This is a genomic window from Paenibacillus sp. NPDC056933 (genome assembly GCF_042674385.1).
Classification (GTDB): Bacteria; Bacillota; Bacilli; order Paenibacillales; family Paenibacillaceae; genus Paenibacillus.
This window is the reverse complement of the sequence record NZ_JBHUQN010000001.1, coordinates 134007-151535: the sequence shown is the minus strand read 5'-3', so window position 1 is coordinate 151535 and position 17529 is coordinate 134007. Positions and strand designations below refer to the sequence as shown.

Genomic DNA, 17529 nt, shown 5'->3' with positions numbered 1-17529 from the left:
ATGGTAGGTACGTTTTTTCGGTTGTTCACACGTTCACATGAATGAATGAATTATTTCTTCGTTTTAACTTACGAGCATTTACAATTACCTTATAACCTTATCCTTCTGTTTCACCGTTCGTTGCTGCTGCACCTCATCCAGATATTGCGTGAATCGGGATTCACCAGAGTAGCTCAGGAACAGCCATTCCAAGGCTCGTGTCATACCGATATAGAAACGGGAGACCTCCCGTTCATCCACTTCATCTGTTTTCCCCACCTTACGTGGCATCGTTTCAATGGCAATGATAAACACAGCCCTGAAATCAAGCCCTTTAGCGCTATCGATGGTTAACATTTTAATGCTTTCCTCTTCGCGATCAAAACTCTTCTTGCTCTGTTCATCTTTGGTCACCCAATTATACGGAAGACTGTTATCGTCTAGAGCTTGCTGGATCTCACCAATAATGTTAATTCCTTGATGTTCCTGTACCCTATACAAGATTGCAATATCTTTCAGAGCAAACGATTTTTCCCGGCGCAGATAGTCAATCGACTTGGCTACAAACGCCATCTCCGCCTGCGTGCTTTGGCTTTGATAGATAAGAGGCTCTGGACCTTTGCGTTTTGTAAACTGAGGCGGTATAATCTCGATTCCATCTGCCGCAGTGCTAATGACTTTGTGCTGTAACCTGGAGTGTTCCTTGTAAAAATCCCACGCAAATTGCACGATCTGTGCCGTGTTCCTATAATTGATCGTCAGAATTTTGGAGCGGCCACGGAAGTCCAGTCCCGTATCTTGGGCCAAACTGTTTTTTCGTTTGAAAATCGTTTGCGCACGATCCTCCACAAGCAAGAGCGACTGCGTCTCCTCATTGAGACAGGCACTCACCAACTTCAACCAATCCGGTTCGAAATCCTGACCCTCGTCAATCAATATTGCATCATATTTCGGTAACTCTTGTATGCCCTGCTCCATCTTCTCCAGCAAGGCTGGCAACTTCTTGTCCATAATCCGAAACTGCTTGCCGAGCCACGAATGGAACGTACTCACCTGAATATTGGATCCAAGCGTAGAAACCCCATCATTATCTACAAAATCAAATAAATCCTCAGGCTCTTCCATCTTCTGCACAATGGCCTGCTTCAAATATTGGGACAAAGTTGAGCCATAGCATAGTACAAGAATGTTCCAGTCCGGATTGGCCTTCGCCAGCATCCGTGCCCGACTGACAAGCACCAGCGTTTTACCACTCCCCGCAACGCCGCGGATTAAGCGGTGCTTGTCTCCAACCTGCTTCGCCATCTTTTCCTGATGCAAGTCCATCGTCTTGATATTGTGCAAGGATAACAATAGCTGGTCCTGATGAGGCACGATTTCTTTGCGCTCCGCACTAATCCGCACTTCGGGGAACAGATGGTAACGAATTGTTTGTATATCGTCATGGGTCAAGCTATATCGGTTCCGGGTAGGCACCGTAAACATGTGCAGAAGCTTCTCAATCAGGATTTCTTCCGAGAAATCTTCATCCTCCGGATTGACCTCTTCTCTGGTCAGCACAAACACCGGATCAATAACACTGTATAAATCCATATGTAGAAAGTCCTTTTGCTTCAACCGGGCAAAAACAACACCATACCCATAATTGAATTTTAAATATCCTGGGGTTCCCTCTTTGATCAGATTCTTATCCTTCTTCAATTGATCCGCTATGAGGAATGCGTAACCTCTTGCTTGCTTCAGTGGACTCGGTTCAGTAATCGTCTCACCTGCCGTACTGTGTAAAATCCATTCATCCCGGTTCACCTGATGCAATGTTCCTTTGGTATAATCCTTCACTTCAAGGACAAGCAAGCCCAGATCTGGCCCGATAATAACAAAATCCGGTCGCCTTCCGCGAATATCAGGTTCATAGTACACGATGTAGTCTTCAGGGAGATGTTTCTTTAAAGTCTCAAACAATAATCTTTCTCCTGCAGTCGCTTTCTTCGGTATAACCTCTGGTACTGTATTTGCCATACAAACCGCTCCTAGTCAAATCTATAATTGCTATAAGTATATTATTCAATATAAAACCACAATTTTCCACAATAATTTTTATATATGGATCTTTTCTCGAAACAGTATTCGTTGCAAACGAATCTATCCGCGCTAAAGCAAAAAAAGAGAGACTCCGAAGTTCAGAGTCACTCTTTTGTTAAAAATGGGAAACTAAACTCATTTCCAGTTGTTATATACTAAGAAGTACCAATTCCTAATTAAGGTTTGTAATTCTGTTGAGTATAGATGTGAATGAAATAAGGAACAATAGCTCCGGCTGCTTGAGCTTTAGCACCTTCATTGTTTGCAATAGTGATTATGTTGTTCGGGAAGCTGCTTGGAACGGTTTTATCTTGAAAATCATACTTATCATAAGTATGAATATATACTTTCCAGCTTCCACTCACTTTTTCAGCTGCCCAACTAACAGTAACTTTACCCAGAGCCAGATAAAAATCCAAACCCGCATTTCCAGCGCTTGTAGCAACACTGGAATCACCAGAAACAAATGTTTTCCCAGCAGCATTTGCATTATCAATCGCTTTGGCAATAGGTATTGAAACTGTAGTGTAAGCTGAAGTTAGTGACCATGCATTTGAACGACTGCTGCCTGCAGCATAATCGAGTGCTGAAGGAGAGTCCTGAAGCGAATTTTTAAGGGCCTGTCCTGCAAAAGGGCAAGAGAAAGAGCCTAGTGATAGCGCTACCAAATTAAAATCAGAACGATACTGTGCTTTTGTTTTTTCTGCTGCCGCTGCAAAATTCAATTGATCATTGGCATTTGTAGCAGACTGAAATTGTTGAACTTCTTCCAAAAATTTGGCCTCAGCCTCTTGTTGAGCCTGAGCTTTCAAAGCAGAAATATTGTTGCTTTTAATAGCTTTTAAGACCGTCTTTGCCTCATCGTCATATCTTATATTCCAAGTCGATAAATCTGCTTCTTCTTTCAACTGTTCATTATTTACAGTACCATCTGTCCAGGCATTATTTACGCCATTCGTGATAGGAGTTGATGCTTCGACTGAGAGGGAATCTGCATAAGTAGTATTGCTAGGAATAGCATAAGGCATAAATGCTGCAGACAGTAACGAGAATGCAAGTACTGGTTTTAGTAGCTTACTAGAATTATTCATCACACTTCTCCTTCTTTATATGTTATTTATTAACATGTATAATATTATCATATATAAAATATTTTGTAAAATTTATCTATAATAGAAAGGTTGATTTTTATGAAAAAATTAATCACTAAGTTAGCCTCTGTGCTAGGTTACGGACTTTTAATTACTCTTTTTATTTTTTTTCTTATAGCACTAATTGCTATCATAATTCTGGCTATCTACGAATTTAAAAACTAGATTGATAAGCAAATTAATCGTTATGAATCGATCAAAAAATATAAGTGGCAACAAAGCAAGGGTCTTACCAGCTTCATTGCCACTTATCCTTTATAAAACAACTTCAATGAATCTCACCAAAAGAGGATTATCCCCGCTCAAAATACGCATGCAACCGATACAGACAAATCTCCTTCGTCCAGCGATACAGCAGTGCCCGTTCCTTCGCATCCTGCACCTGCACATTCAGCGAGAACAGGCCATCCTCGAATCGCGTCATACTAACCTTCGCCCCACTCCACATAGACATTGGCATATCAATTATCAGTTTCTCAATACGTGTTGCCGTCCTCTCGTTCCATTCCCAGAGCGCTAGCTTGTCCTTATCCGAAAAGTCTTTCCGTTTCCGGTATTCCTTCTCCGTGAGGTACGTATGGAAAAAGCTTGCCATCTCCCCCGGCGTGATCGGGTCCATCCAGTGCGCTTCGCCTCGCTCCAGCATGTACAGCAGCACGATCATTTTGTAGCTTTTGTTCATGACCGTCTTCTCCACATCACGCAGCCAAGCCTCGTGCCGGACGTACATCTCTCCCTCATATGGGGTCAGCAGCTCTGCCCAATACAGAAAACCAACATAGGAACCGAATTCACTCCGATACCCGACACTCTTCGAACGCCCCATCAGGTGCAGCTCCAGATACGTCGGAATACGCCCCAGTTCTCGCTTCACATCCAGAAAATCCTGATGCAACTTCTCGCGGCGCGGCAACCGTTTGCGGCTCAGCTCCTGAAGCAGGTCCACTACCCGGGTCTCCAGGTGAATTTCACAGTTAGCCGGAACCTCAGGCACAGCCGAATCCATCGTTTTTCCGATTCGTTCCTCGTCTCCGCGCACATCCAGAAGGCTCAGCTTCACATCCGCATTTCGGTAGTTCCCGATCAGGTCGATGATGACACAATGTGATTTGCCTTCCGCCAGCCGTAGGCCGCGCCCTACCTGCTGGGTAAACACCGTGAGCGACTCGGTTGGACGCACGAACAATAGCGTATCCACGCGTGGAATATCCGTACCTTCGTTGAAGAGATCTACCGTCAGCACAACCTCCAGCTCACCCGAATCAAGCCGTCGAATGGCTTCCTCCCGCGACATCTCCGTTGTACGGGAATGCAAACTAAGTACCTTAACGCCCTGACTTCGGAAATACGCAGCCAAATAATCCGCCTGCCGGATCGACGAGCAAAAGCCAATCGTTCTCGTCTGTTTGTGCCGGGCCCAGGCTGCATAGATCGTCTCTACGTGCTCCTCTTGCAATTGAACGGCCATGAGCTGTTCTTCATCATACTTTGTCCCGATCCACCGAATCTGCGAATAATCCGTGTCGTCGAATACCCCGTAATATTGAAATGGCGCCAGCCACCCTCGCCGGATTGCTTCAATAAAATGCATCTGGTAAGCCACATTCCCATCACAGAGCGCATACACATCCTTGCCATCCAGTCGATCCGGGGTCGCCGTAATGCCCAGCAAGAACTTTGGCTGGAAATGCTCAATCACCGACATATACGTCTTCGCCGCCGCATGATGGAATTCGTCCACCACGATCAGATCAAATGCATCCACTGCAAATCCATCCCGGTGCTTCTGCATACTCAGCGTAAAGATCGAAGCGTAAACACAATCCGCCGCTCCATCTTTATACTGCCCGTTATAGATCCCATGACTGCGCTCCGGCATGATCCGTTGAAAAGACTTCTTCGCCTGGAACAAAATCTCTTCCCGATGCGCCACAAATAACACCCGCTGGAACCGCTGGGCGAAGAAACCCGCCAGATACGTTTTGCCAAGCCCGGTCGCCATGACGACCATCGCCTTGTCGTACTGCTCCTCCATCGTGCCATGAAGTGATTCGAGGGCATCCAACTGCGCAAAGCGCGGTTGAATCGGTCCAAGCGATAGATCAACGGTTTCTTCTTCTGTTTCTTCCGGCAAGCTCGTGCCGAACTCCGCTTCTTCCATCTCTGTGATCCGCTGGATCATCTCCGGGTTCTTCTGGTGATATTTGCGATACTCTTCTTCATACAATGCAATGGAATCCGGGTTAACCGGCAATGTTGTCTCGTGGTAAAAACTATGCATAAACTTCTCCAAAGCCGACTGGAACGTATACGGCTCCGCCTCCGCATTCATCGCCAGATTCCATTCATACCCTGTCTTCAGCGCCGTGAACGAAAAGTTTGACGAGCCAACAATAAGCATCCCTTCCCCATTTTCATGATCGAACAGATATGCTTTGGGGTGAAAAGATGTCCCCATACTTCGCCACAGCCGCGCTTCAATTCGTGGATCAACCTCACACAGCGCCCGCAATCCTTCTGGCTGTGTGATGTACAAATAATCTCCCGCGAGCATCCGTACCTCGGCTCCACGTTCTGCTGCCCTTTTCAAATGTGGAGCCAGTAACTTCACCCCGGACTGCATAATAAAGGACGTCATAATATAAATCCCGGATGCATGCTGCATCCGGGCAATCAGTTCGTCTGCCAAGTTATCTGTAATCAGTTTAACGTTAAGCTTCGTCGACATCGATCAGATACACCCGTTCCTGGAATCCACCACGCTCCTCGGCTTTGTCTGCCCGCATCTTATCCAGTTGGGCCGCATTCGCACCATGCACCTCCGCCAGCGCCCGGATCACCTCCAACATGTCAGCCAGTTCTTCCAGAGCTTCCTGATCGCTTCCTGCACTCATGTATTCTTCCGATTCTTCTTGCAGCTTTGTTCTTAGTTCTTGCTTATACTCCTCCGGGTCCAGAATGCGTGTGCGGCATTCCTTGCCGCTGGATGTGATAATATGGGGAATCTTGTCCCGCACTAATTTGTTGTATGTAGGCATGTGGTTTATCATCCTTTCTGCTATGAGAGGAGAGCCTTCGAGCCTCGCGCCAGAATCTCCCTTTTTGCCATTATACAAGTTGCTATGTTGAGGGAAGGGTTGATTTAATAGAAAATAATCAACAAACACACCAACGGGCAAAACGTCAAGAGTGCCGCTGTCAAACTGATCTGTCCCGCGACTCGTCCTCCGGTAAACTCTTGCCGTGAAAAGAACATCCAGATTGATAGGTACATCGCGAATAGCGGGAATGTAATCATCCCTCTAAACGTACTAGGTTCCATATACCCATTCATCATGCTTTTACCGATTAGGATTAAAGTAACCAATTCCAATATAGATAATATAAAAAACGCGATAGCAATTGCTCTTTTCAAAAAGTACACCTGCTTTCCAGATGCAAAGCAAAGAGCATCCTTTGTAATCTCTGGATCATATATCCTTTATTTGGATGATGTTATCTTGTAAGCGTAACATAGATCAATCAAACATTTAACCCAAATAGTCAATTAAAAAATATCTTACTCTGATGAATCATTCTTCATTCGAGTGGCTAACTCATCCAATATCTCTTCTGTTCGTTGAAGAAGCTTTTCGATGTTGTCCAGTTCTATTGGCTGGTCGTTCGGGTAATCTGCTAGGGAAGACATATGTTGTATCGTACCGATGAACAAGGCAATATCTAGTCCGGGTTCAGTCTCCGTGTGCACTAAAGGCAAGATTTCATTCATGGTGAGTTCCTTAGGTGGATGAACTGAATGATACTTATGGATATAAAGCGCCTTAATCATGGAGGCTAGAGCCCAATCACATAGAATCAGGCAGGCTTTGAACTGATTGTGATTACGCATGATGGCGGCAAGTTTGAGATGATACTTAGCATGTTGGTGATAGTCCAATATTGTAGTATGTAGCATATGGTAAGCAGGAGTTTGTTTGGATCTAAGTTGTGTGGAGATATCATGGTCTTGCGAACGTGGAGTAAAATCTACTTGGTGATTACAATGTGCTTCGGTTATGGACCAATTTCTTGCCATTGTCATCCCTCCAAAGAGTTAATACCAGTATTATACAATAAATATATACTCAAAGATATAATTTAATAAAAATTATACGATTCAAATAGTCATGTTTAGCCCCCAAAATCTTGTCTACACTTTTACATAGAGGGGGTGCATAAAGTGGAAGACAGAGAAATTTTAAATTTAGTCGGCGCTCGAATCAAGGTTTTAAGGAAAGAGAAGGGGCTATCTCAGGAGGCACTTGGAGAAAAAGGTGGATTCCATTTTACATACATTGGACAAGTTGAACGTGGGGAAAAGAATATATCTTTAGTTAATCTTGCTAAAATTGCTGAGGCATTGGAAGTGAATATATCGCAGTTGTTTGCTTATGTGGATGAAGACATGGAGATGACCGAATTGGAGGCTTTAATTCAGGATATTGTGACTATGTTACGTGAGGCTGACATAAGTACTATTCATCTTTCTAAAAATATAATACGTGAGATTCTAAATAGTCACAAATCAAGCTAATACAAAAAAGAAGCAAAGTAGATTTTACTAGCTACTTTGCTTTTTGATCATCAAGCCAATTAGAATAAAGACGCTGAACTTAAACTAATTTAACGTATTTTGAGAGCTCATAAGATAATCTTTAATTAACTTCACTTCAAAAATATCTAAGTTGTATATACTATATATAACTTCGTTTAAGGACGCTTCGAGAGCTATTTTCTTTTGCACCTCCATCTCATCTACAATTAAATTGACTAGTTCAACAACACGTCTGTATTTCTTGTCATCTTTTGCAAGAAATATAATTGGATAATTCTTCATAGTTCCAGTTTGGAAGCGATATTTGTGTGAATGAATTTTATTAGGATTTGCTTTCTTATGAAAAAATTCTATTATCTCACTATTTAATATCCCCAATAAATACTTATAATCATCTAAATTTCTATTCTCGTCTCTAAACTGTATTCCATAAAGACTCCCAGTACAAAAATAGCCTTGAGAATCAAGCGCAAAGGAATTTTTAGATGAGATATCTGGAGTAATAATTTTAGGCATTTGAAAAGTTTTATGAGAGTGCGGTACCCATAATTCAAACCAAGATTTGGAACTTTCTTCGAAGTATTTTCTTGATTCTAACAAAGTTCTGTTATCCAATAAATATTTTTCAACATAAGGAAATTCTTCAAGATTTATAGGAATAGTATTTCCCATGTCATCTTTAATATATGGATACAGTATGAATGTTTCTTTCTTTTGTTGATTACCTGACCATGAATAAGACCATCTTCTAACGTTAATACCTCTTAACAATGGAAACATTAACTCTTCCTCGAGTTTCATTTCTTTTAAATTATCAACTGTAAAATTCTTAATAAATACAGAATCTGCTGTAGTTTTAATCCCTACAAATATCCTCGTGATATCCTTCAACTGAATTTCTGAAGAATTAATAATTTTTTGGAAGGTATCTTCTGATCCCTCATAATTATATCTCCATACTCCTTCTACAGATACTTCTCCTATATATGAATTTTGCAATTCATTGTTTACAAATTCCATTCTTCCAAGGATTGGTTTTTGTTCTGTTGATTTATCAAAAAAATATACAGAAGAAATTACAGCAGCTTCAAAAGGAAAAATTCTACTCAAATCTATCACTTCGGAAAGGTTTGCATTTTCTTTTACAAATTCTCTTACTCCTCTCCCATAGGATGAGGTCATAAATTTATCAGAACACAGAATAATAGCCTTTCCTTTCTTTTTCTTAGCTAGCTTAATTGACTTCTCAATAAATAAGGTATATAAATCATATCTCCCTGTTGCAGATTGATATCTTTCTTCAAGCAAATTTCTATAAGATTGTTCTATTAACTGTAACCTTAAATACGGAGGATTAGTAATAACTAGATCATATTTACTGTCTTTTAAGAGAGTTTCACTTTCATCAAGAAGAGCGTCATTCTCTAATATGGGTACACGTTTCCCTGTGCTATACGGAATTTCTTGCCTTATAAACTCCATTAAAATTCTAACCTTAGCAATTAAACAAGCAGTTGTTTGAATATCAATACCAATTAGATTATAAGAATTAATAAAATTACTAATCTTTTTTTTATCATGTACTTTAGACACCAAACTCCTTATTATTGCTATCAAGAAATTCCCCGACCCACATGATGGGTCGATTATCTTAAGTGACAAAAGATCTTCTTCTGTTTGATACTCTTGAAAATATTTCTCCACTATAAAATCAGCGAGATCAGGCCTAGTATAATGCTCTCCAAGCTTCTTACGATGAGCAAAGGGAGAAGACACTAAGTAAATACTTCCCAGTATATCAACTCCATCAGTAAATGGTGGAGGATTTTTAACAATCCATTTAAATATGTCATTATCTTCTTCATTTAATGTAAAATTTCCAAATAATTCCTTACTCACTTTTTGTTTAGCTTCATTAGTAATCAATTTCAAATCAATATTATTACTATGAGATATTGATTTGAAATTTTCTTTATATTGATGAAAGTATACAACAAGATAAAATGTATAAAAGTTGTTATTATTCTCTAAATTAAGTGATTTTAAAAACTCACTTGCTTGTGTTATATAATTTTTTTCTTCGACATTCAGAATGATCATTCCCTACATATTCTTTCGATAGAATCTTTAATTGACATAACTAATTTATTAAAATTATGATTGACACATAAATAAGCTTTCGTAGTCTCTCCAACAGACCAGTTTATATCTAACTCATTAACTTCAGAATTTTCCTTATTAAAATATGCTACCATTATAAAACCACTAAATATTGAAGAATATCTCCTCTCTATTTTATCAATAATTTCCTTCTCGAAATTTTTAAATTCATTAGAGTTTCTCTTAGATTCTATAGGAATTATAAATTCATTATTACTCTCCTTATTTTTCACTCGAATCAAACAATCAATATCTTTAGTAGCTCTAATGACTGAATTAGATAAAAAATCAAACTGTTCATCAGTGTTGAAATTTAACATAATTAAGGGACTATCCTCTTGCTCCCAAATAAACTGAACTTTTTCTACAGCAGCTTCTACAAACTTTTGATGCCAATGGCTCCTTATGTAATAAAGGAGATCATCTGTCAACGAATATATTCTCTCCCCTTCATACGGCTGTATTCGTTTTGGATCTGTGTAGTTAGCTTCATTATAAAACTTTCCTGTTATATTACTGAACCATATGAAATCTGCCAACTTTTCTTTTTGAATTCGAACGTATGGATGTAAAAACTTCGCTATTATCTTTTTGTTAGAAATTTCTGAGTACTCAATCTCATTTAAGTAACCTCTTTTCAATAATAAGTTTAAAGTATAAGAAAAATCATCAGCAAACTCACTATTTTTTGTCGTTTTAAGAAATTGTTTTGTTAAATCATTTTCAAGTACTAATGAATCTGTAATTCTATATCCATTAGAAAACTTTCTACTGTATAGATACTCCCATGCTAAATTATCAACATGAATTATTTTTTCTTTGAACGTATTTTCAAATTCCTTAATTAATGCAAGTATCTCATCATAATCAAAAGCTTTTATTCTTATAAACATCCTATTATCTCTTTTCATATAACCAATAAAACTAAGACCAAATTTCCTTTGAGAAAGAAAAATAGCTAAATTTTGTGTTCTTATATTATGAATCAGTGGAGTTCTAAAGTCAGACTTATACTCTAAGTTATAAAAATGCTCATGTTCTGGAGCATATTCATATACAAACCCAATTATTTGTAAAAAGTCTATTAATTGTTCATCTTCTAATGATTCATCATTAATATAAAATGTAAATATAACTTCCTTTTTAGAAGAATCAGCAATGGAAAACACATCATCTAAATCTTCATTATCATTTGAAATGATATTCTCTTTTCTCAAATTACGGACTATATTTATATTCAATTCATTCAATTTATCTTGATCCAAGCCATTAGATGACTCAAAAACCGCGATATCTCCAGCAACTAATCTGTATTCCGCATCGATTTCATCAAGAGTCTTTTGTAAGTTCACGTCTACATTTCTTATAATTTCTAAAAGATACCATTCACTCTTATTTATTAAATTCATTTCTATCCCTCTCTAACAATCCATTCTTTATAAAGGAATCTTCTATCTTATGAATAAGGTAATTTAATTCATCTTTATTTTTAGCTAATCTAAGAGTAAGCAAATCATAGTAAATAGTCTGTTCAAGTCCCATATCATGTACTTCAGGATGTAGTATGAACTTTTCAATTAAACTATCGTTTCTCGCTTCATAAGGATAAACAAAGTATAACTTTATACGATGTATATCGTCGTTCATCATATCATCCTTAAGTTTTAAGCACTCTTCAAATTTTTCAAGCAGTGTTTTTCCTGTTTTTGCTGTAGTTACATAGAACACATAAAGATCATCAACATTCTTCGATGCTTCTACTCTGGTTGAGGTCCCTTTTTTATGTGTGAAAATTTTGGTCAGATTAAAACCGAAATTAATTAATGCCTTCTCAAATGATGTTTTCATTTGAGAGTTTCTACCCTGACCACTTGATTTATCCCAAGCATTAACAGCCTCGTTTTTTAATTTACTAACTTGAAGCTCCAATGCATTTGGACTTGTATCTAGGTTTATATTATCTTTTCCTAAGATTTCCTCAGTCTGACTATTCTCAAAAAAAGAGAACAAATCAAATTCGAGTTCTTCAGTTTTATCAATAACTAGTTCTTCAGTAGGCTTTGAGAGGTTAAATGAAAAGTTATCCTTTTTAGAATCTATTATTCTAATAAGACTTGACACCACATATCTGTAGTTTGTAGCCTGAGTTGAATTTAAGTGCTTCAGTAATTCTTTCATAATCTCATTAGACATAGAACTATCTATTAAGTATTCGTAGGCTTTCTCATACCGTATAGCAATGTGATTTAATAATTGCTTAATATTTTCTTGCGTGATCCTAAACGAATCTAATTCAACAATGTTCGGTTCTAATCTGGTCCACATGGCGGTTTCCATATCTTCTTTTGATTTAGAAGCCTTTGCTGATTGTTCAGTTAATGCTGCGATAAATGACACTCTTTTAAATCCAGGTCCGGCAGCATCATAAAACTGCTTAAAGTTTGGAAAAAATATATTTCTTGCATATGAAGGTAAACCATATGCATGCTCAAACTCATCCAAAATAATAATAAATAACTTTTCTCCATTTGCTGAACAATTAGAGAATAGACGCAACACCTCAATATAATCTGTGCTAGATAATTCTTTAACGTCTAATTTTTTTAATTCAGTGCGTCCATTACTTGCTCCCAAAATTCTTATTGCAGCTCTTGCTGTATCAGCTTTTCTTAATTTGATAAGAACTTTAGCTAAATCATCTGCAACATTTAACTTCATTCTGATTATATTCAATTCATTCTCGTAAGTTACATCATCTAACATAGGAATCTCATTAATAATAGTATGGAATGTATTAAAAAAGTCTTCATAGTAATTAGAGAATAATTCTGCTACCATTGTTTTGACTAGATTTCTCTTATATCTTTCAGTATCTTCGACTCTTAATTTAATAATATAAAAATTTTCTTTGTTTTTCTTAAAGTGCGAATACATATGATTTAAAAAATGAGTTTTCCCATCTCCAATTACTCCTTGTAATAAAATACACGAAAATTTGTCCTCAGATAAAGAGCCTTTAAGTTTTCTTTTAATCTCTTCCTTCGCCCTCTCTTGATTAACAAAAAAAGTAGGTTTCTCGGGAGGTTGCGTGTTTCTCATAGCGTTCAGCTCATTTTTACTACTCTCTGCAGTTAGGTTCTCTTTACGTACATTCTCAAATAAGTGATCTATTTCTTCTAGTCCTTGAGTTTTCATTAGACAAATCCCCTTAATTAAAATAATACTAGTGGACTCTGATACAAAGAATCGAAAATTTTAATAAAATAATAATTTTTCTTTGATATCTCAAAGTATCCCATTTTGGCAAACTCAACATTTGCATTAGTAAATGAAACATTTCTTGATAATAAAATATCTAAATATAACTTTTCTATATATATATTTATCTGAGAGGAGCTATAAGGAGTATTGTTAATTATGTTTTCTTTTAATAAATTTAGAGGTATTGCTTCTCCATAATATTGACCTGTAATTCCAAGGTACTCATTCTCAAGAATACCTAAAAACTTTATAAAGCTTTGATATGTTTTAAATTCATTTTGTTCATCACTAGGATTACAAATATTTATTAATCTCCTCAGAGCAAACATCTTTTCTTTAGCAGTTGTTAATTTTTCTCTATGATAGCCCATGTTATATACAAGAAAATCTATTATTTTAGGATTAGATAGGTCATTGTAATTAGGTATTTCACAAATATCAAAACATACTTTAAAAAGATCAATATTTCTGAAAGTTAAATTTAAAAGTAAATCTGAAACCTTTTTGCTCATATCCAAATACAATTGAGTTTCTTGTGATAAATTAATTTTTTGATTGCTAAGGGATAACAATCCTAAATCCTGAAAATTCCTTACTATTATTTTAGATCTTGATTGACGTTTCCCATATACTTGCTGGACTATTTCCACTGCTTCACTACGACTAACTGGTTGAGAATTATCAAATTCAAATAATATCTTCAGTAAAGATGCCTCATCAGGAGGAAATTCGTATAACGGATACAACTTCATATGAACACCCCCTCGTATCAATGATATTTCAAGTTTATTGATGAGAATTTACTTAGTCAACTTTCACCTCTCAACTTAAATATATTTATTGTCTTTTTCACTTGAATTATACTTCTTTATAACCCATTAAAGATATACTTAACTTTTCTACAGAATCAAACCATTCCATTATAATTCCATATATCCATATTTTTTTCAAACAATACACTTATTCGCCACCGCCACCATCTTCGCAGGCATCTCTTCCCGTAACCGCCACACGAAGCTCATCGGTTTGTTTCCCTCATGACTCACATAATCCGCTTCGCCCAGAAACACAAACGGAGATGTATAGTTATGCTCCTCCTTATACTCCCGCACAAAAAGCACGATCCGATTACCCGTCTCTCGATGATGAATATACCGCTGCGCCGTAGCCGTATGCTCCGACACCCGGCTCTGTGTCTGCCAGTGGAACAAACGCTCGTTTATCGCATAATCCTCATACAGCGTAGATGGAGAGAAATCTTTGTCCGATTTGTTCAGTGTAATGAAGAAGATATCGGTCTGTTCATCGGCAAAATACTTCACGCCTTCGCGGAAGGCGGGTGAGTGCTGGGCATTCCAGTAGCCAAAGGCGGCAAGCACTTGGTCGATCGAGTACATACAGTGGATATCCAGTGGACAAGTGTACGGGAACGAATTGCTTTTATCCACAAATCGCAGATGAGCCCGATTATATTTGAAAATATCCACAAGCTCTGCTCGGAATGCTTCACAAGACAGCACACGCTGCACACCCTCTTCGATGCTGTTCAGTCCTAGTTTCTCAGGCGCAGCCCGGTGGAAGGTGTAATAGAACATAATCAACATGCGCTGTTCATCCGCGTTGGTCGGTTCTTCGCCTTTTTCAATGTAGTCAATCAGAAACGTTAGCCAGCTTCGGGAGTTGATCGTCAGCACAGATGGCAGTCTGCGGATATACTCATCCTGCTCATTCTCTATTGGCTCTGTCAGTCCGGCTTCAGCCAACATACCCCGGAAATACCTTTTGCCCGTACGTCCACCATACAATTCAACTAGTGTCATCCCGTGATGCTCTACAAAATGAGCCAAGGTCAGTGGCAGTCCGGTGTCTTGCTGGAACGTTTGCAACTTCTGGATCAACGCTCTGCGATTACGACTCATTTGCTTGAGGTTGCGCATGACGTATTCCTTCGCTTGTTTTTCCAATTGAATGAACGTGCCGCGTGGCAGGTTCGAGAAGCCATTCTCGACGTAGTACGAGATGGAATGTTTAGTAGCGCCGATCAGGGCGCGGAATTTATCCTGGAACCTGTATTCCTGATGGGCTTGTCCGATGAAGTCGAGCACGGTCAGGCACTCTTTGCCCTCCACCATCCGTAGTCCACGTCCCAACTGTTGCAGGAATACGGTCAGACTCTCGGTAGGACGCAGGAACAGGATGGTGTTCACCTCAGGGATATCCACGCCCTCATTGTACAGATCCACGACAAAGATCATGCGCAATTCCCCGTTCACCAGTTGTCCTTTCGCAGAATGACGTTCCTGTTCGCTCGACCCGCCATGCAGGGCTATGGATGGAATGCCGGCTTCGTTAAATATTTTTGCCATATACATCGCATGATCCACCCCTACGCAGAACCCAAGCCCCTTCACATCGTCCAGATCAGTTACGTATTTATTCAGACTTTGGATGATCTGGTTGGCACGGATTTTGTTATGAGTATAGAGCTTCTCCAGTTCGTTCAGATCGTAGCCTTTGCGCGACCACTTTACCTGGGATAGATCGACAGTATCGGTGACGCCAAAATACTGGAAAGGACTCAGTAGTTTCCGGTCAATGGCATCGGTTAGACGGATCTCGGCGGCAATCGTATGATCGAAGTAGGCGGTAATGTCTTTGCCATCCATCCGTTCAGGGGTCGCGGTTAATCCTAATAAAATCTTCGGTTCGTAGTGGGACAACAACTTCTGGTACGAAGGCGCTGCGGCATGATGGAATTCATCCACAATGATGTAATCGTAATAATCTGGACTGGTGATCTCCGTCAGCTTCATAGCGTTAAGGCTCTGAATGCTAACAAACAGGTGGTCCAGCGCCTCCGCTCGGTGATTCCCGACATGCAGCTCACCAAAGTTCATATCCTTCAGGATATACCGGAACGTATCCCGGCTTTGCTTCAAGATTTCTTCCCGATGGGCGACAAAAAGTAGCTTGGCTCCCGCATGGCTTGCCCGGAATCGCTTGTAGTCAAAGGCAGAGATGACCGTTTTGCCGACGCCTGTGGCGGCGACGATCAGATTGCGATTTCGTCCGTACAGCGTACGCTCAGCGTGCAGCTGCTCCAGCACTTCTTTCTGATAATCGTAAGGCTGGATGTCGAGATGAAATTCGTTTGTGTGATCTTTTTTACGATTCAGAGCTGCCTTCAATTGTGCCTCATGTCCTTCATTCTCAGCCACATATCGCGTGAATTCGCGGTCATTCCAGTAACTCTCGAAGGTCGCTTCAATCTTGCGCAGCACGTCGAGTGAATCCTTCTCCGTCACCTTGAGGTTCCACTCCATACCACTGGTCAGCGCCGGGTTGGACAGGTTGGAGGAGCCGACATAGGCGGTGGTGAATCCAGTATCACGGTGGAAAATATACGTTTTGGCGTGCAGCCGTGTCACTTTGGTATCATACGAAATCTGGATCTCTGTATTAGGTAATTTGCTAAGTTCAGTAATAGCCTTGAGGTCGGTTGCTTCCATATAGGTGGTCGTGATGATCCGCAGTTTCCCACCGCCCGCTGTGAATTGTTGAAGCTGTTCCAGAAGGAGGCGAAGCCCGCTGAATTTGATAAATGACACCAGCCAGTCGATCCGATCGGCGGTCACGATCTCCTTTTGCAACTCCAGTAACATACTCGGTTCAGACTTCGCACCTGTGAATAAAGAGCTTTGGGAGATCGGCGTATCTGGACGAACGATTCCGATATCCCGGACCGCACGGATGCTGTTCAGCTTGGAATACACATGGGTCAACACTTCCCCCTGCTCATCCAATTGCAATTCGTTGTACTCTTCTTCCCCCAGTGTGCCTTTCAGAGTAGCAATAATCTCATTACACGTTCGAATCTGCGCCAACACTGCTGTCTTATCTTCCGTCTGTTCCCGCACAATCTTGAGCGCTCGCCGGGTCACCGCCGCCAAATACGTGGACAGCAATTTCCGTGCTTCCTCTGCATCCAGCTTCTCGGTCCCAATGTTATACACATCCGGGTCCAGTGCCGAAATCTCCTGTCTGGTGATGGTGTTGATAAGCTGTTCATATATGCCTTGTTTCATGAATGTACCTCGTGTGAGTGTAGGATGGTTGTGGATCGTTCTCTATGTATATGATGAGCTAAAAATTGTTTCTTCTATATTATCGACCAATAGGTGGAAGATATCATTAGTTGTTTTGAATCCCTAGAAAAAAGTACCTCTACTTGTGGTCTGATTGGTATTGTCCCCTCAAAGTGTAGACAGTGAAAGAGAGGCGATTTGCTTGCGAGAGGAAGAA

The 17529-nt window shown here is 39.8% G+C and carries 11 protein-coding genes; 1 reads left to right on the top strand and 10 read right to left on the bottom strand.

Translation table 11 applies throughout. The features are described 5' to 3' along the window. Window positions 1–84 precede the first annotated feature (84 nt). The 5 genes from ACFTRD_RS00650 to ACFTRD_RS00630 form a co-directional block, all read right to left on the bottom strand. Window positions 85–1998 (bottom strand): 3'-5' exonuclease, encoded by a 1914-nt coding sequence (locus ACFTRD_RS00650; RefSeq protein WP_379377030.1) that lies wholly within the window; start codon window positions 1996–1998, stop codon window positions 85–87. A gap of 239 nt (window positions 1999–2237) precedes the next feature. Further along, the gene (locus ACFTRD_RS00645; RefSeq protein WP_379377028.1) at window positions 2238–3152 is read right to left on the bottom strand and encodes a hypothetical protein; all 915 of its coding nucleotides are present in this window, start codon (window positions 3150–3152) and stop codon (window positions 2238–2240) included. A gap of 352 nt (window positions 3153–3504) precedes the next feature. Next, a complete protein-coding gene (locus tag ACFTRD_RS00640; RefSeq protein ID WP_379377026.1) occupies window positions 3505–5940 on the bottom strand; it encodes a DEAD/DEAH box helicase family protein in 2436 nt (811 codons plus the stop codon). Then, complete coding sequence (locus tag ACFTRD_RS00635) at window positions 5924–6250, bottom strand: phosphoribosyl-ATP pyrophosphohydrolase (RefSeq protein WP_379377024.1); 327 nt, start codon at window positions 6248–6250, stop codon at window positions 5924–5926. Before ACFTRD_RS00635 ends, ACFTRD_RS00640 begins: the two co-directional genes overlap by 17 nt. A 521-nt stretch (window positions 6251–6771) precedes the next feature. Continuing rightward, window positions 6772–7287: a HEPN domain-containing protein gene (locus ACFTRD_RS00630; protein ID WP_379377022.1), complete on the bottom strand. Its 516-nt coding sequence runs from the start codon at window positions 7285–7287 to the stop codon at window positions 6772–6774. A gap of 144 nt (window positions 7288–7431) precedes the next feature. Here ACFTRD_RS00630 and ACFTRD_RS00625 point away from each other — a divergent pair, with 144 nt between their 5' ends. Beyond that, window positions 7432–7785, top strand: coding sequence for a helix-turn-helix domain-containing protein (locus tag ACFTRD_RS00625; RefSeq protein WP_379377020.1), 354 nt, complete (start codon window positions 7432–7434; stop codon window positions 7783–7785). An 84-nt stretch (window positions 7786–7869) separates the two neighbouring features. Here the strand turns inward: ACFTRD_RS00625 and ACFTRD_RS00620 are convergent, their stop codons facing one another. The 5 genes from ACFTRD_RS00620 to ACFTRD_RS00600 form a co-directional block, all read right to left on the bottom strand. Beyond that, window positions 7870–9906 carry an Eco57I restriction-modification methylase domain-containing protein gene (locus ACFTRD_RS00620; protein WP_379377018.1) on the bottom strand — a complete coding sequence of 679 codons (2037 nt, stop codon included), beginning with the start codon at window positions 9904–9906 and terminating at the stop codon, window positions 7870–7872. Further along, window positions 9903–11375 carry a hypothetical protein gene (locus ACFTRD_RS00615; RefSeq protein WP_379377016.1) on the bottom strand — a complete coding sequence of 491 codons (1473 nt, stop codon included), beginning with the start codon at window positions 11373–11375 and terminating at the stop codon, window positions 9903–9905. Before ACFTRD_RS00615 ends, ACFTRD_RS00620 begins: the two co-directional genes overlap by 4 nt. Beyond that, on the bottom strand, window positions 11359–13161 hold the full coding sequence (locus tag ACFTRD_RS00610; RefSeq protein WP_379377014.1) for a hypothetical protein: 1803 nt from the start codon (window positions 13159–13161) through the stop codon (window positions 11359–11361). Before ACFTRD_RS00610 ends, ACFTRD_RS00615 begins: the two co-directional genes overlap by 17 nt. 17 nt (window positions 13162–13178) lie before the next feature. Continuing rightward, the gene (locus ACFTRD_RS00605) at window positions 13179–13979 is read right to left on the bottom strand and encodes a hypothetical protein (RefSeq protein ID WP_379377012.1); all 801 of its coding nucleotides are present in this window, start codon (window positions 13977–13979) and stop codon (window positions 13179–13181) included. Window positions 13980–14174: 195 nt separating this feature from the next. Further along, on the bottom strand, window positions 14175–17312 hold the full coding sequence (locus tag ACFTRD_RS00600) for a DEAD/DEAH box helicase (RefSeq protein WP_379377010.1): 3138 nt from the start codon (window positions 17310–17312) through the stop codon (window positions 14175–14177). Between the last annotated feature and the right edge of the window lie 217 nt (window positions 17313–17529).

Bases quoted from the DNA above. Each gene is read 5' to 3' on its own strand.
- ACFTRD_RS00650 (WP_379377030.1), bottom strand. From the start codon at position 1,998: ATGGCAAATACAGTACCAGAGGTTATACCGAAGAAAGCGACTGCAGGA.
- ACFTRD_RS00645 (WP_379377028.1), bottom strand. From the start codon at position 3,152: ATGAATAATTCTAGTAAGCTACTAAAACCAGTACTTGCATTCTCGTTA.
- ACFTRD_RS00640 (WP_379377026.1), bottom strand. From the start codon at position 5,940: ATGTCGACGAAGCTTAACGTTAAACTGATTACAGATAACTTGGCAGAC.
- ACFTRD_RS00635 (WP_379377024.1), bottom strand. From the start codon at position 6,250: ATGCCTACATACAACAAATTAGTGCGGGACAAGATTCCCCATATTATC.
- ACFTRD_RS00630 (WP_379377022.1), bottom strand. From the start codon at position 7,287: ATGGCAAGAAATTGGTCCATAACCGAAGCACATTGTAATCACCAAGTA.
- ACFTRD_RS00620 (WP_379377018.1), bottom strand. From the start codon at position 9,906: ATGATCATTCTGAATGTCGAAGAAAAAAATTATATAACACAAGCAAGT.
- ACFTRD_RS00615 (WP_379377016.1), bottom strand. From the start codon at position 11,375: ATGAATTTAATAAATAAGAGTGAATGGTATCTTTTAGAAATTATAAGA.
- ACFTRD_RS00610 (WP_379377014.1), bottom strand. From the start codon at position 13,161: ATGAAAACTCAAGGACTAGAAGAAATAGATCACTTATTTGAGAATGTA.
- ACFTRD_RS00605 (WP_379377012.1), bottom strand. From the start codon at position 13,979: ATGAAGTTGTATCCGTTATACGAATTTCCTCCTGATGAGGCATCTTTA.
- ACFTRD_RS00600 (WP_379377010.1), bottom strand. From the start codon at position 17,312: ATGAAACAAGGCATATATGAACAGCTTATCAACACCATCACCAGACAG.